The sequence below is a fragment of the Rossellomorea aquimaris genome, assembly GCF_001877785.1.
In the GTDB taxonomy this organism is placed as follows: Bacteria; Bacillota; Bacilli; order Bacillales; family Bacillaceae_B; genus Rossellomorea; species Rossellomorea aquimaris_A.
Genome location: NZ_MINN01000085.1, coordinates 196855 through 211300, shown reverse-complemented (window position 1 = coordinate 211300; position 14446 = coordinate 196855). Strand labels below are relative to the sequence as shown.

At 42.9% G+C, this 14446-nt stretch carries 15 protein-coding genes; 2 read left to right on the top strand and 13 right to left on the bottom strand.

The annotated features are described in order from the left end of the window. Nucleotides 1-2 precede the first annotated feature (2 nt). The 5 genes from cmk to sleB form a co-directional block, all read right to left on the bottom strand. On the bottom strand, nucleotides 3-668 hold the full coding sequence (cmk, locus tag BHE18_RS10955; RefSeq protein ID WP_071618606.1) for a (d)CMP kinase: 666 nt from the start codon (nucleotides 666-668) through the stop codon (nucleotides 3-5). A 129-nt stretch (nucleotides 669-797) separates the two neighbouring features. After that, on the bottom strand, nucleotides 798-986 hold the full coding sequence (locus BHE18_RS10950) for a YpfB family protein (protein ID WP_071618605.1): 189 nt from the start codon (nucleotides 984-986) through the stop codon (nucleotides 798-800). 108 nt (nucleotides 987-1094) lie between these two features. Then, nucleotides 1095-1739, bottom strand: a complete 645-nt coding sequence (locus BHE18_RS10945; RefSeq protein ID WP_071618604.1) for a flagellar brake protein — start codon at nucleotides 1737-1739, stop codon at nucleotides 1095-1097. Between the two features lie 564 nt (nucleotides 1740-2303). Next, nucleotides 2304-3650 carry a germination protein YpeB gene (gene ypeB, locus BHE18_RS10940; protein ID WP_071618603.1) on the bottom strand — a complete coding sequence of 449 codons (1347 nt, stop codon included), beginning with the start codon at nucleotides 3648-3650 and terminating at the stop codon, nucleotides 2304-2306. Nucleotides 3651-3664: 14 nt separating this feature from the next. Beyond that, nucleotides 3665-4468, bottom strand: coding sequence for a spore cortex-lytic enzyme (sleB, locus tag BHE18_RS10935; protein WP_235860315.1), 804 nt, complete (start codon nucleotides 4466-4468; stop codon nucleotides 3665-3667). 232 nt (nucleotides 4469-4700) lie between these two features. Between sleB and BHE18_RS10930 the strand changes: the two genes are divergently transcribed. Continuing rightward, nucleotides 4701-5045 carry a hypothetical protein gene (locus BHE18_RS10930; protein WP_071618602.1) on the top strand — a complete coding sequence of 115 codons (345 nt, stop codon included), beginning with the start codon at nucleotides 4701-4703 and terminating at the stop codon, nucleotides 5043-5045. A 400-nt stretch (nucleotides 5046-5445) separates the two neighbouring features. Here BHE18_RS10930 and prsW read toward each other — a convergent pair whose 3' ends face one another. Further along, on the bottom strand, nucleotides 5446-6132 hold the full coding sequence (prsW, locus tag BHE18_RS10925; RefSeq protein WP_071618601.1) for a glutamic-type intramembrane protease PrsW: 687 nt from the start codon (nucleotides 6130-6132) through the stop codon (nucleotides 5446-5448). An 88-nt stretch (nucleotides 6133-6220) separates the two neighbouring features. Between prsW and BHE18_RS10920 the strand changes: the two genes are divergently transcribed. Further along, nucleotides 6221-7195, top strand: a complete 975-nt coding sequence (locus BHE18_RS10920) for an asparaginase (protein WP_071618600.1) — start codon at nucleotides 6221-6223, stop codon at nucleotides 7193-7195. Nucleotides 7196-7979: 784 nt separating this feature from the next. Here the strand turns inward: BHE18_RS10920 and BHE18_RS10915 are convergent. The 7 genes from BHE18_RS10915 to BHE18_RS10885 form a co-directional block, all read right to left on the bottom strand. After that, a complete protein-coding gene (locus tag BHE18_RS10915; RefSeq protein ID WP_071618599.1) occupies nucleotides 7980-8948 on the bottom strand; it encodes a YpdA family putative bacillithiol disulfide reductase in 969 nt (322 codons plus the stop codon). A 464-nt stretch (nucleotides 8949-9412) separates the two neighbouring features. Further along, entirely contained in the window at nucleotides 9413-10690 is a 1278-nt protein-coding gene (locus tag BHE18_RS10910; protein ID WP_071618598.1) for a Glu/Leu/Phe/Val family dehydrogenase, read from the bottom strand. A 223-nt stretch (nucleotides 10691-10913) separates the two neighbouring features. Further along, nucleotides 10914-11504: an adaptor protein MecA gene (locus BHE18_RS10905; protein ID WP_071618597.1), complete on the bottom strand. Its 591-nt coding sequence runs from the start codon at nucleotides 11502-11504 to the stop codon at nucleotides 10914-10916. A 74-nt stretch (nucleotides 11505-11578) separates the two neighbouring features. Then, nucleotides 11579-12487 carry a MerR family transcriptional regulator gene (locus BHE18_RS10900; RefSeq protein ID WP_071618596.1) on the bottom strand — a complete coding sequence of 303 codons (909 nt, stop codon included), beginning with the start codon at nucleotides 12485-12487 and terminating at the stop codon, nucleotides 11579-11581. Between the two features lie 100 nt (nucleotides 12488-12587). Further along, nucleotides 12588-13352, bottom strand: coding sequence for a metallophosphoesterase (locus tag BHE18_RS10895; protein WP_071618595.1), 765 nt, complete (start codon nucleotides 13350-13352; stop codon nucleotides 12588-12590). Further along, the gene (locus tag BHE18_RS10890; protein WP_071618594.1) at nucleotides 13345-13725 is read right to left on the bottom strand and encodes a hypothetical protein; all 381 of its coding nucleotides are present in this window, start codon (nucleotides 13723-13725) and stop codon (nucleotides 13345-13347) included. Before BHE18_RS10890 ends, BHE18_RS10895 begins: the two co-directional genes overlap by 8 nt. 73 nt (nucleotides 13726-13798) lie before the next feature. After that, nucleotides 13799-14434: a CBS domain-containing protein gene (locus tag BHE18_RS10885; protein WP_071618593.1), complete on the bottom strand. Its 636-nt coding sequence runs from the start codon at nucleotides 14432-14434 to the stop codon at nucleotides 13799-13801. Between the last annotated feature and the right edge of the window lie 12 nt (nucleotides 14435-14446).

Here is a 14446-nt window from a genome sequence, read left to right as displayed (position 1 = left end):
GTCTATCCTTTCCTTTCCACAAGAGACATAATGCGGTCGACGACTTCCGGGATTCCCAGGGATGTTGTGTCAATTTCAATTGCATCCTCCGCTTTTTTCAACGGGGCAACTTCCCGCTCGGAATCAATTTTATCTCTGAGTGCGATTTCTTCTTTTAATTTCTCCAAATCTGAAGGATACCCTTTCGAGACATTTTCTTCATGGCGCCTCTGAGCCCTTTCTTCAACACTCGCAAGCAGGAATATTTTTACTTCTGCGTCAGGGATGACGTGTGTACCGATATCCCTTCCGTCCATTACCACACCGCCTTCACGAGCGAGCTCCTGCTGTCTTTTCACCATTTCTTCCCTGACAAGCGGATGAACCGCTATGTGCGAAACTGAATTTGTGACTTCTGCCTGCCGGATTTCATCCGTTACATTCTCACCGTCCAGAAATACGAGCTGACCTTTTTCAGACGGTTCCAGTTCAATTTTGGTCGTTTCCAGCAGTTTTGTCAGTTTAGTCTGATCATGTAAATCTATATCCGACCTTATTGCTTTATATGTGAGGGAACGGTACATGGCTCCCGTATCAATATAAAGATAAGATAGTTTCCCTGCTACAATTTTAGCGACGGTACTCTTCCCTGCGGCTGCAGGGCCGTCTATGGCAATTCTTAATTTCATCAAAACATCCACCTACTTAAATTCCTAATAATTTCTTTCCTATTCTATCATAAAATCATGCAAACTTAATAAGAACTTTATCTTTTAAATGCTTTCCGTGGGACCACAATAAAAAACAGCAGGCAATGTTCACCTGCTACTGTTACTTGAAATGGTTTCAATTATTTCACTGTATTCCATTTTTTCCACGCCTTCATAGAATACGATTTTATGAAGTTCCGGCAGTACATTGAGTTCGTGGAAAACAAGTTGTATTGCCAGTAGTAAGATAAAGTGGATAATTGCCAGTTTAATCAATATTCTTTCTACTGCCTTCATCAATTACACCCTTTTCTAAAGGTCTTTTCAGTCTCTTCCAGCACATTATAATCGTGCTTTTAAAGCTATTGGAGCCTTTAAGAAAAAGTATGTGTAAATGTTGGGATTTTATTCAAGCATCCCCTTTTTTCTTAGTTCAAGCTGTTTTTCAAAACAATATCTCATGATGATCTGCCGCTGTGTTTCAGTTAAATTCAAGAACTGGATACTTGCAATCTTGCTCTTGTTCCGCTCCCATACCCTTACAAGGCTTCCCGCTATTTCAAGGTAGTGGCATTCCCCTGTCTGCATGACCAAAACAATCATCATGGAGATGCGTGCACCCTGTTCAATCTCAATTCCGTTCATCCTGACCGCACAGCCGCCGGCACTGATATCTTCAGTGACCGCAGGATGGTACTCGTCATTGTAATATAGGGAAATATCCGCATTGGTTTCGACGCGGACAAACTGCCGCCTTTGTACTTTGACTAATTCATGCTCTCCAGGATAGTGAATATGGATCATGGGGATTTTTGAAATTTTCCTTCCCAGGACTTCTGACTCGAACGTAAGAACCGTTTGTTCGTTATATACAAAGCTTGCTTTAAGCTGGGTCCCATTCATCATGAAAACGGTCTTTCCGGTTTTAGTATGTATAGGGTAATCAATGAAGATCCCGTCTTCTTCCGACTCGACCACCCTGCATCGGTACTTCTCGGGTGTATCGTTATGAATAGGTTCAAGCTGCAGTATTGTTCCGGCTTTTATCATAGCACATTACTCTCACTTTCCCGCGTCTGATATGATGTACCTATATTATGTCACGTAAAATACTTCCTTTCCATACTTTTTTTGTAATATCATATAGAGCTTTTATACCGCTAATGATTGCCGTGAAAAAGTTTTGCTTTCCGTCGGCGGTTTGCGAGCCTCCTCAGTCGTAACTCCCTGCGGGAAGAAATGGGGAAGGGCTTTGCTCAGAGGCGGGTGGCATAAGGCGAATCGCCTAATAAGGCGTTCTTTTCCTTCCTGGTTGATTTGACTTAGGCCATGTGCCTCTAAGCTCTGGAGCTGGACAAATAGAAAAGCGCATGCGGCTTGCTCACCTTATGACCTCGAGCCTCTAGCCGCCGGAGCTGGACAAGTCACACCTGACACGCTTCTCCCGCAGGAGTCTACGTTTTGCACTCCAATCAACCACTGGAACTATCTAAAATCAAATGTGTGTACCTTAACAAAAATCAAAAACCCGAACTGACATGAATTCGAAAATTCAGGATAACAGTCCGGGTATTACTTAGAATAAAACTTTTTGTCTAAACTTCATGTTCATTACTATACGACTTCTTCATAAATCGGTTCTGCATTTTTGAGCTTTTCCACTTTCTCTTCTTCTCCTGTATCGGCATTGATGAAGATCCTGTAAGTGTCATTTCCGAGCATTCCTAAAAATTCGTAGCACAGTACTTCTTCGTTCAGGTCATTGATGATGACAGCCTGTCTTTCTTCCATGACTTTCAGGTTCGGGTTTGTCTTTGTTTTTGCTTCTTCCAGGGTGATGCCGGGTTCGGGAATTTCACGGCTGTGATTATTCCTAAGATATTCTTCTGCGGCAAACCCGACTATTTGACCATTATCAAGTGCTACTTTCACTTTGATTGCATCAGGGTAAATCCTCACACCATCAAGGAGAGTCACATAGGTGAATACACCCAGATTGTCGTATTGAACACTTTCGAACAGCTCCAACTTTTCGAACTTGTTTTCTTTAAGGAATTTAGTTGCCTGCTCAGAAGCTTTATTCAAACTGATCTTCGCCTCTTTTACTTCACGGTTATTGATGTACCAGATGGGATACCCGCCCTTTTGTGTTATATCCATACTCGCGTCTGTCTTTCCGTTGCCAATGGAGACACTATAGAATTTGAACTCCGATCCCTTGCCGCTGCTTGCAACTTTGGCTTCCTTTGATTTATCGATTCCAGAATACTTCCTTAGAATCGCCACAGCTTCTTTCTTAGAAATCTCTTCGCCTTTTAATTTTCTGAAATTCTCATCTCTTTTTTGACTATTTACAAATGTAGTGGAACCAAAGCTTGCTTCATCATATCCGGATACATTCTTCTCCACCGTCTTGAAGCCGTCAATGATCGTATTATCGGCTTTTTCCTTGCCCGAAGCAAGTGCCATCTCAACATCCATCCACCGCAGATTATTTTTGATGACAAGATGCTGCACCCTCCTTAATTCCTTTTGGATGTCGGCACTTTGTTTGTAAAGGTTTTCTAAAGAAGCGTATTCTTTATCTGTCAACGGGTTATCATCCAGGTCCCTCACCGCCACACGGTAACTGAAATCACCTATTTTGCTCAAGAATTCTTCGGTTTTATTGAAAGGCAGTAAGGTTAATGGTAATTGACCCACATCACTGTGCGCCTGAGATGTAAGACGCCAGACATCTGCAAGTGCAGGTGACAGCGATTTTCTGGAATTCATTGCAAGTGTTGTTCCTATCTTATCGTGCAACAGGTCAACCTGATAAGTCAGTTCATGAAATGCACGCTGATAGTTGTTTTCTGAGTTGATCAGGATCGCATTTTTCTCCTGATGCTCCTGATACCCCCAAAAGGCCGTTCCAGCGACGCCGATGACGAGTATAGCTATTAAAATAGTGCGTATCAATATCCTTCACCTCGTTATTTACAGAATATATGTTTTCCTATCTGCTTGATTTGCGGTCTCGACCAGATCCAATCACTTGTTGCGGTGACAGGATTAAAGTAATACAGTGCGTTTGAGGATGGATCCCATCCGTTAATGGCATCAAGGACTGCTTCCCTCGCTTTTTCATTCGGTGTCAGGTAAATCTGGCCGTCAGCAACGGCTGTGAAAGCCCCCGGCTCAAAAATGACACCTGCTGCTGTATTGGGGAATGATGGACTGTCGATGCGATTTAAAATGACTGCAGCAACAGCGACTTGTCCTTCATATGGCTCCCCGCGTGCTTCGCCGTAGACGGCATTCGCCATGATCTGGATGTCATTTTGAGAATACCCATTAGGCGTGTTGGCAGCTGTCGGTTTGGAAGGGGTCTGCTTCTGGGGCGGTGCTGCCTTTCCTCCTCCGCCACCTGCTCCTGCACCTTTCTGCTTGCTTAAATCAGTGCCGCCATAGTGGCTGAACTTATTACCCTTTTTTATCTGCTCTTTTACGAATTGCTTGTTATACTTTGATGCATTAACTAATTTGGCCTTTGTTTCTGCTCCGGCCAAACCATCAATCGGAAGGCCGAATTCATATTGAAAATTCCTTAATGCCCAATAGGTGCCCCAGCCAAAAACACCATCGATTTTTCCATTGTAGTAGCCAATATACTGAAGCCTGGACTGAAGTTCTATCACGTCATCACCCGTGGCTCCATGCTGAATGACTTGATTCGTAAAAGCGTCTGCTTTCTCCCCTTCAGATGAAATCATCAAAAGAGAACAAACAAGCACCATGACAACAGTTGTACATAACCATTTGATGCGGCTATTCATCATCGATTAACCTCCATATCTTCAATTAACATTAACCCTAGTTTTTGTAGTGCCATCCATTTTATACAAAATGAAAAATAAAAAATCCCATTCATTGATAACACAATGTAATGTTTCAGAAAAAGGGATGTAACCAGTCTGCGTTATAATAGTGAAAGGATCATGCGAGTCTTTAACAAAGGGGGAGGCAATTATGGAAGATTATTTAGCCAAATCACTGGAAGAATGGAAGGAAGATATTTCGGAAGTACTGGACCAAATCAATACTGACTATGATGACGTAAAAAAAGAATTAAAGGTCTATTCATATAAGTACGGGATCACCAAACAGGTCATCCAGTCCACAGTGAATGAAGAAATCATAGAGAATATCCGTGAGATGTATCACAAACCCTTCGAAGAAAAATACAATGAACTCAAGGAATACATAAGAGAGCTGGACGAAAAAAGAAAAGTGTTTCAGATGTTTGTCAACAAAATTGATGAAGTGAAACGAAAAGAAGCACCGAAGACAGACCTTGCAGCGACTTACAAATAAGTAAAGAAGCTGGTACAAAAGATTTCCAGTCAAAATAACCCCGAACTAATTTGCATTCACAGAGGCAGACTAGTTCGGGGTTTTTATAGTTTTGTACAAATATTAGTTAAGTTATAGCGTTTTCCAGCGGTTGATCGGAGTGCAAGACGAAGACTCCGATCAGAAATGCGGAAGGGCTTTGCCCAGAGGCGTATGGCATAAGACGAATCGTACACGAAGGCGTTCTTTGCCTTTAAGCCATGTGCCACTATGCCCTGCAGATGGACAGCTCATCCCCTGAATATGAGAAGGAGGCTCACCGCGCGCCCGCGGAAAGCGAAGTTTTGCCCGGAAATCAATAGCGGTGTTTAGAGTCCATACTAAATTGTAGTCTATAGATTTTTTTACAAGCTCTTTTTCTTTAAAGAATTTCTTTCTTCAACTCTGAATGAGAATATTTTTTGGCCGTCAGGCGGTGTGCATGTTTGACTTTCTTCAACCCAATCCACCAAAGGAACAACATGAATGGAATCATATAATAAATCCAATTCTTCTCAGACAAGAAGATATAATTATATGTCCCGTGCAATGCAAGCGGAACCATCACCGATATGAAGAGCCATTTTTGACGATGATCCTTCAAGGAAAATTTGGCTTTGCCCAGATAATAACCCATCAACACTCCGAAAAGAGCATGACTCGAAACTGGCATGAGCGCTCTGCCGAACGCGTATTCAACTCCATTTGCCAATAGGAATAATATATTTTCAACCGTTGCAAATCCAAGTGAAACGCTTGCTCCATATATGATACCGTCATACGGATCGTTAAAATGAACATGTTGAAAAATGGCAACCATGAGGATGAACCATTTAAAAAATTCTTCCAGAAGTCCAGAAGAAATATAGGCATTCAGCCAGTTGGAATCGACAAACCCTTCCACTTTCAATACATACTGAAGAAACATGATTGGAAAAGTAATTAAGACACCGTATATAAAGGTTTTAAAGACTAGCGCAACCGGTTCAGCGTCATACTCATCGCGCAAATAAAAATAACTCAGAAGAGCAAGGCCCGGTGCTATTCCCGCTGATAAAACCACCAGCATAGTAAAAGTCCTCTTTTCTTTCAGTTTTCTTAATCGTATCATGTTAAAGTAGGAAAGAAAATAAGAAAAATCCAAGGAGGAATGATGTATGAAAAAAAATGTACTGGTCATACATACAGGAGGAACCATCTCCATGATGGAAGACAAAGATACGGGAGCTGTCATCCCCGGCAGGGAAAATCCCTTATCCGTACAAACATCAATGGTTGCAAATTTAGCTGACGTCAGGGTCATTGAAGCCTTTCATCTTCCTTCTCCGCATATCACCACGGAACATATGCATGAGATTAAACGTTTGATAGATGCAGAATTTGAAAAACAGGAATTCGACGGTGTTGTGATCACACATGGAACGGATACACTCGAGGAAACAGCCTATTTCCTGGATTTGACTGTTTCACTTCCAGTCTCAATCGTGGTGACCGGAGCCATGAGATCAAGTAATGAAATCGGGGCTGATGGGCTATATAATCTTATTTCATCCGTGCGCGTGGCAGCTGATCCCCTCTCAAAGAACAAAGGTGTTCTCGTTGTACTTAATGATGAGATTCATTCTGCAAAAAATGTGACGAAAACACACACAAGCAACGTCTCTACCTTTCAAAGCCCGCAATATGGTCCGATCGGCATCGTGACTAAGAGAGGTATCTTATTTCACCATCAGCCGACTTCTTCCGAAAGCTATAAAGTATGTGACATCACGAAAAAAGTTACCCTTATCAAAGCTTACGCAGGTATGGATTCAAGTCTTCTTGGCGCAATAAAGGACCTCAAGTTCGATGGAGTGGTCATCGAGGCCCTCGGACAGGGCAATCTTCCCCCGGAAGCTGTCCCCGGTATCATTGATCTTTTGAACAACCGTATCCCCGTGGTCCTCGTTTCAAGGTGCTTCAATGGCATCGCCCAGGATGTATATGGTTATGAGGGCGGGGGAAAGCAATTAAAAGAAAAGGGAGTCATATTCTCTAACGGCCTGAACGGTCAAAAAGCACGGATAAAGCTGATGGTTGCTTTGTCTCAAACAAATGATTTTCAAGAAATGGAACGCATTTTCAGGAATTAATTAGAAAAGCGGAGGCGGCTCATTCAGGAGCGACAAGCATAAGATGAACTTACCGGAAAGGCGCTCTTGGCCTTTTTGGTAAGTTTAGCTTATGACCTCGAGCTCCTAGCCGCCGTAGCTGGACAACAGAAAAGCGGAGGCGGCTCGCTCAGGAGCGACAAGCATAAGATGAACTTACCGGAAAGGCGCTCTTGGCCTTTTTGGTAAGTTTAGCTTATGACCTCGAGCTCCTAGCCGCCGTAGCTGGACAACAGAAAAGCGGAGGCGGCTCGCTCAGGAGCGACAAGCATAAGATGAACTTACCGGAAAGGCGCTCTTGGCCTTTTTGGTAAGTTTAGCTTATGACCTCGAGCTCCTAGCCGCCGTAGCTGGACAACAGAAAAGCGGAGGCGGCTCGCTCAGGAGCGACAAGCATAAGATGAACTTACCGGAAAGGCGCTCTTGGCCTTTTTGGTAAGTTTAGCTTATGACCTCGAGCTCCTAGCCGCCGCAGCTGGACAACAGAAAAGCGGAGGCGGCTCGCTCAGGAGCGACAAGCATAAGATGAACTTACCGGAAAGGCGCTCTTGGCTTTTTTGGTAAGTTTAGCTTATGACCTCGAGCTCCTAGCCGCCGCAGCTGGACAACAGAAAAGCGGAGGCGGCTCGTTCAGGAGCGACAAGCATAAGATGAACTTACCGGAAAGGCGCTCTTGGCTTTTTTGGTAAGTTTATCTTATGACCTCGAGCTACTGGCCGCCGCAGCTGGACCAATCAAAAGAGCCCGCATCCGCTGCGGGCTCTTATTACTTTTGTTTCATTATAATGGATTGTGCAATCAAACCGCCGTGGTGCCGACCGTTTTCTATGAATATTTCGTTAGCATTATTACCTGCCGCAATCACTCCGGCTACATAAACACCTTCTACATTTGTTTCCATTGTATCAGGGTCGAATGCCGGACGGCCGCTCTCCCGGTCGATGGAAATTCCCATCTTTGTAAGAAAGCTGTGATCCGGATGATATCCAGTCATCGCAAAGACGAAATCATTCTTGATCTCTTTCTTGTCCCCATTCACCGTATAGTGGACTGCATCATCCGTGATTTTTTCCAGATGTGCATTGAATTCCATTTTTACCTCCCCGTTCCTTACAAGTGCATCAAAATTGGGAAGAATCCACGGTTTCACGCTTTTGGAATATTCGCTTCCCCTGTAAAGCACCGTTACTCTCGACCCTGCTTTGTTCAACTCCAATGCAGCATCCACCGCTGAATTTTTCCCGCCTATCACGACTGTATCTGTATCAAAAAAAGGATGAGCTTCTTTGAAATAATGAAAGACTTTATCCTTATCTTCACCAGGGATCCCCATATAATTCGGGTTGTCATAATAACCTGTGGCGATGATGACGTATTTTGCCCGGTACGTTTCTTTTGAGGTGCTTATGATGAAGCCGCCGTCTTTCTCCTTATCGACTTTATTGACCATTTCAAAACGATTGATTCTTACATCTTTTCTTTTTGCCACTTCGCGATAATAGACGAGGGCTTGATTGCGCCGGGGTTTATGCTCTTCGATGACGAAAGGCACATCGCCGATCTCAAGCTTTTCACTTGAAGAAAAGAAGGTCTGATGTGTTGGATAGTTATAGATTGCGTTTACGATGTTTCCTTTTTCAATGATAAGGGGGTCGATTCCTTGTTGTTTAAGGTGAATCGCCGTTGATAAACCGCATGGTCCTCCGCCGACGATGATACATTCTTCGTTTCTCAACTTCAGGCACTCCTTGCTATAAATCTTTGTCTGTTCATTACCGCTGTTGATTTTCCGTGGATGACTACGCTTCCCGCGGGTAGCCCGTGAGCCTCCGCATAAAATAGATATAACTTATAACTGTCTAGCTGCAGGGCTTAGATGCACGTGTCATAAGCCAAACCGACCAGGAAGGCAAAGAACGCCTTCGCGCCGTTTCTTATTATGCCACCCTCCACTGACCAGCCCTTCCGGTTTCTCATAGGGGTCTGCGTCTTCCACTCCAATTAACAGCTGAAACTGTCTAACATAATCATTCATTTATAAACTATAATGTTTGTTCCAATATATAAAAAACATTCTCCATGAACATTATGAATTAATTTCAGTAATTGGTCAAAGCAACTGATTGGGTACTACAAAATAGAAATTGGAAAGCGAAAAAAGGATGGGAAGTCCCATCCTTTTTTAAAAGATTATTTAAATCAAATCCACCCTCTGAAGCGGGAGGCTTCGGCCATTTTTCTTACGCCGACCATGTAGGCGGCAAGTCTCATGTCGACCCGTCTTGTCTGGGAGGTCTCATAGACATTGTTGAATGAATGGACCAGTATCTTTTCCAGTTTTTCTTCCACTTCCTCTTCGGTCCAGTAATATCCCTGGTTGTTTTGAACCCACTCGAAGTAGGATACTGTGACACCTCCTGATGAAGCAAGGACGTCAGGTACAAGCAATATCCCTCTTTCAGTCAGGATTTTTGTTGCATCCAAAGTCGTCGGCCCGTTGGCTGCCTCGACGACGATGCTTGCACGGATGTTATGTGCATTATGTTCTGTGATCTGATTCTCGATAGCTGCCGGTACAAGAATATCACAGTCAAGTTCAAGTAATTCCTGATTTGAGATCGTGTTATTGAATAATTTAGTGACAGTACCGAAGCTGTCTCTCCGATCCAGGAGATAATCGATATCCAAACCATTCTCATCATGCAGACCGCCGTATGCATCTGAGATTCCGATGACCCTTGCGCCCGCATCATGCATGAATTTTGCAAGGAAGCTGCCTGCATTCCCGAATCCCTGCACCACCACACGCGCTCCTTCAAGTTTGATTCCTTTTTTCTTTGCCGCTTCCCGGATGCAGATGGTCACACCTTTCGCAGTAGCCGTTTCCCTGCCGTGCGACCCTCCAAGCACAAGAGGTTTCCCTGTAATGAACCCGGGTGAATTATATTCATCGATCCGGCTGTATTCATCCATCATCCAGGCCATGATCTGAGAATTCGTAAACACGTCAGGTGCAGGTATGTCTTTGGAAGGACCCACAATCTGGCTGATTGCCCTCACGTATCCTCTGCTCAGCCTCTCAAGTTCCCTAAAAGACATGTCCCGGGGATCACAAATGATGCCGCCTTTCCCGCCGCCATAAGGCAAGTCGACAATTCCGCATTTTAAGCTCATCCAAATCGAAAGGGCTTTCACTTCCTTCTCAGTGACATTCGGATGGAAGCGGATACCGCCTTTGGTCGGCCCTACAGCATCGTTGTGCTGTGCCCTGAATCCGGTAAACACCTTTACCTTGCCGTCGTCCATTCGTACAGGTATTTTAACTGTCAGCATTCGTAAAGGTTCTTTTAATAATTCATATACTTCTTCTGGATACCCCAATTTATCTAGCGCGAGATGAATAACCGTTTGTGTGGATTTCAACACATCGTTCTTTTCGGATGCTTGGTTATTTTCTTTCTCCTTCTCGGATACCATATATGTAAACCTCCCAGTTTAATTCACTGTATAGCAGACCCCAGTCCGCTTTCATGACATAGTATACACGTTTGGTTTCTACTTGCAAAGATACAAAAAACAAAAATAACAGGTTTTTTGAAAACGCTGTCATTTTTTTCATTTTCTTATATCAATTCCCGCTGATCAGAATTCTGTAAAATAAAAACACCTTTAGGAAAACCTAAAAGTGAGGAAGAAACGGCTATGTGAAATACTTAGTCACTTTTTCCATCGCCTGTTTCAGTACGATCGGATGACCATATTCCTTTATCATATAGGCAGTTTGATTCGACAATGCACCGTATTCCAGGATAATCGTCTTTAACAGCAGATGCTGGCTCCGGGGGATGTTTTCAAAAAGCAGATAGTATTTACTTTCATAGTTATATAAGCTGACTTCCAGAGGGCGGTCCTCAAACTTGGATGTATGCCTGAGCCGATTCAACACATCGATGATCACTTCAAAGTCAATGAAGTGAAACAGCAAATCATTTTCGATGATGGGCTGCACCAGTTCCATGCTTCCTTCAAAATCGGAATAATCTTCATCATCCAGTTCCAAAGTGAGGATCATGCAAATCTCTTCTTCATCGAATGATTCTATTTCCACAGAAATTTCCATCTGGGCCTCTATACCAAACTTACCCTGCACTTCATCCAGCATGTCTTCAAACAAATCATGCCACATTACTGAATCTTTCCATTGCTCCTGCTCAAACAAACCTTTTTGCTCAAGCTCCTCTACACTTATGGAAAATTTAATTTTGTTATCGGAAATTCGCTCAAGTCTCATATGCGTGCCCCCCAAGAGTGTGACGACTTACCACATACTATGTAGGGGGCACAAATCAGTGCATAAACACCGGTTTATAATTTACTTTTTAACCAGTCTTCCCATTCGGATTTGGACTGGCCGACAATATGCGGTTTGTATTTTTCTTTCAAATCCTTCGGCAGATGATCGACTGCAAACCCGCCCATTCCAATCTCCAATCCTTTGTAACTTTCATGCAGAGAAGAAACGAGTGATAATAAGCTGCTTACATTATCCATCATCGTGCATGATAAGAACAGGAACTTTGGCTCCACTTCCTTCAGGACAACTTCGATATCATCTTCCTTGATGCTTGAACCAAGGTAAATGACTTCAAATCCTTTTCTCCTTACATAGAGCGTAAATATCAGCAGTCCCAATTCATGCCATTCCCCCGGTCCGCAAACCGCCACTACTTTGGGAAGAATCCCATTATGCGGAAATGAATGCATGATGCTTCCTATGCGTGAACGCAGGATCGAGCTTGCGAAGTGTTCATGTGCAGTTGTGATTTCGTCCCTCTCCCAAAGGTCGCCGATTTGAACAAGCAAACTTCCAAGAATATCAATCACCACTTTATCGATTGTATAAATAGAAAATGATTTATTTATGAGTTCTTGCGCTTTCGATTCATCAAAACTCAGCAGAGCCTTTAAAAGTTCATCGGATATATTCTGGCTTCTATCCTGGTTCACGTACTCGACTACTTCATTTTCTTCAAGTTCCTGCTTGTCCAATAAAGCGACTGCCTGGCTGATCGTAAACCCCTGTTTGACTTTTGAAACAAGCCATTTCAGAATATTCAGGTGCTGCTCTGTATAAAGTCTGTGCCCTGATTCATTTCTTACCGGCGCAATGATATTATATCTTCTTTCCCACGCCCTCAAGGTACCCGGCTGAATTCCAAGTATAGTGGATATTGCTTTGATATTATATTTACCGGTCGTTTTTTGATCGTTCATAGAAATCCCCCACGGTTTTCATTTACATATGTTCTTTTAGATTATAGTAGAGATTCCCTACAGTGTAAAATTTGTATAGGCAATGAATAGGTTTTGTTCATTATGACTTTCTTTTAATTGTGATCAGATGAGCTTCTGCCGGTGCCCCTAATCTCAGCGGAAGTGCTGTAGTACCATACCCATTGCTGACTAACAAGGTGGTTTGGGAAAGCTCTACAGTCCTGCCTTTTTTATAAAGGCCCCAGCCCAGTATCCGGATTTGGCCCCCATGAGTATGCCCGCTTAACATGAGATTGATTCCATCCTCTTTATTCACCTGTTTCACCAGACGGGGATCATGGCTCAGTAAGATATTGAACCCGGATGGATCGGTCTTTTCAAGCGCTTCGGGCAATACCGCCCTCTGTGTACTTGCATCATCCACACCGATCAGATTGACGACTCCCCCGCCAGCAGTGAATGTCAGTGAATCGTTCACGATTTCTTTGACACCCTTCTTCTTGAACAGCTTCCGAAGTTCGTCTGTATTCACTTCATAATCATTATTACCCCAGATAAAATAAACAGACCCGATCGCCGCTAATTTATCCAAGTTTTCCTCCACTCTTGAAAAAGGAACCGCCCTTTCCGTCAGATCCCCTCCAATAACTGCAATATCCGCTTTATCCCTGACCTGATCAATCAGGTCCGAATCCATCGTGCGCTTATGTATGTCCGAAATAAAGAATATGGTCATTTCCTTATCCCCGGGAAAATCGTGAAAAGTAAACAAATGAGTCTTTACCTCATTGCGATGGGCTTCATAATACATAAAAAGGAGAAGAATTGCTCCCCCCATTAATAAAATACTTATTATTTCAAGCATGATGGCCTCCTTGCCTTCGCAAATCTAAAGAAATAATACCATAAAAAACCGCTAAGAAGGAAAAAAACAGAGTTTCCCAAATACCAAACAGCGAGAGTCCATAGATCATGCATGCATGAACAGGTACAATCAACAGTTCCTTATGTAAATTCCCCTTGGACAGCCGGATTAAAAATAAGCATTCAGCCTTTACAAGGTTTCCCTGGACAATAAAGCCCAGAATGAACATGGTGGATGATGCAAAGAATTCAACCGGATGCAGGACTAGTTCAATGATCACTCCCGAAGCCTCAGTTGATTGAATTTCCGGAAACCATTTAATGAATAAATACCCTAATATAAATGAACCTATCAGCCTGAAAATATAATGCATAATAAAATCCCTCCCATAAATCTTATGAGAAGGATTTTATTTCATACAGTGTATGATTGAATTTTATTATCCATCATTCTTCTTCCTTAATATGAAGGATTCTGAAACCTGATTTCTCCAGTTTATTGATGAATTTATCGATATTATCTTTCTTTTCGATTTTCAGGACGATGCGTCTTAGCAGCTTATCTGTGGCATCGAACGTAACAAGCGAAATAACCGATTCTGAATATTGCTGGATGATATCCCCCAGACGTGCGATCCTTCCTTCTGTTTCAACGGATGTGAAGGCGATCCTCACTCCCTTTCTTTCCATCCCGAATGCACTTTTGAATTGATCCAGTACGTCATAACGGGTAATCAGCCCAAGGAAATTCCTATTTTCATCGATAACCGATAAGATGGGAAAGTCCTGCAATTCCACTAATGTATCTTCGAACACATTGCTTTCTACCAGAAATTTATCCTGATGGATGGCGATATCAGCCGTCTTTGTTTCTTTCAGGAACTTATCTCTATCCATTCCGGACAGGAAGAAATTCTGATAAATATTGTAGCGGGTCACAACCCCTGCATACTTATCATTCGACAGTACCGGCAGCCCGTCTATCTTGTGATGCTCCATTACTTCAAGTGTTTTTCCGATTGAATCATTTTCATTTACCACATAGCATTTATGCTTTGGAATCATGGCACTTTTTACGAACATTTGACCACCTCA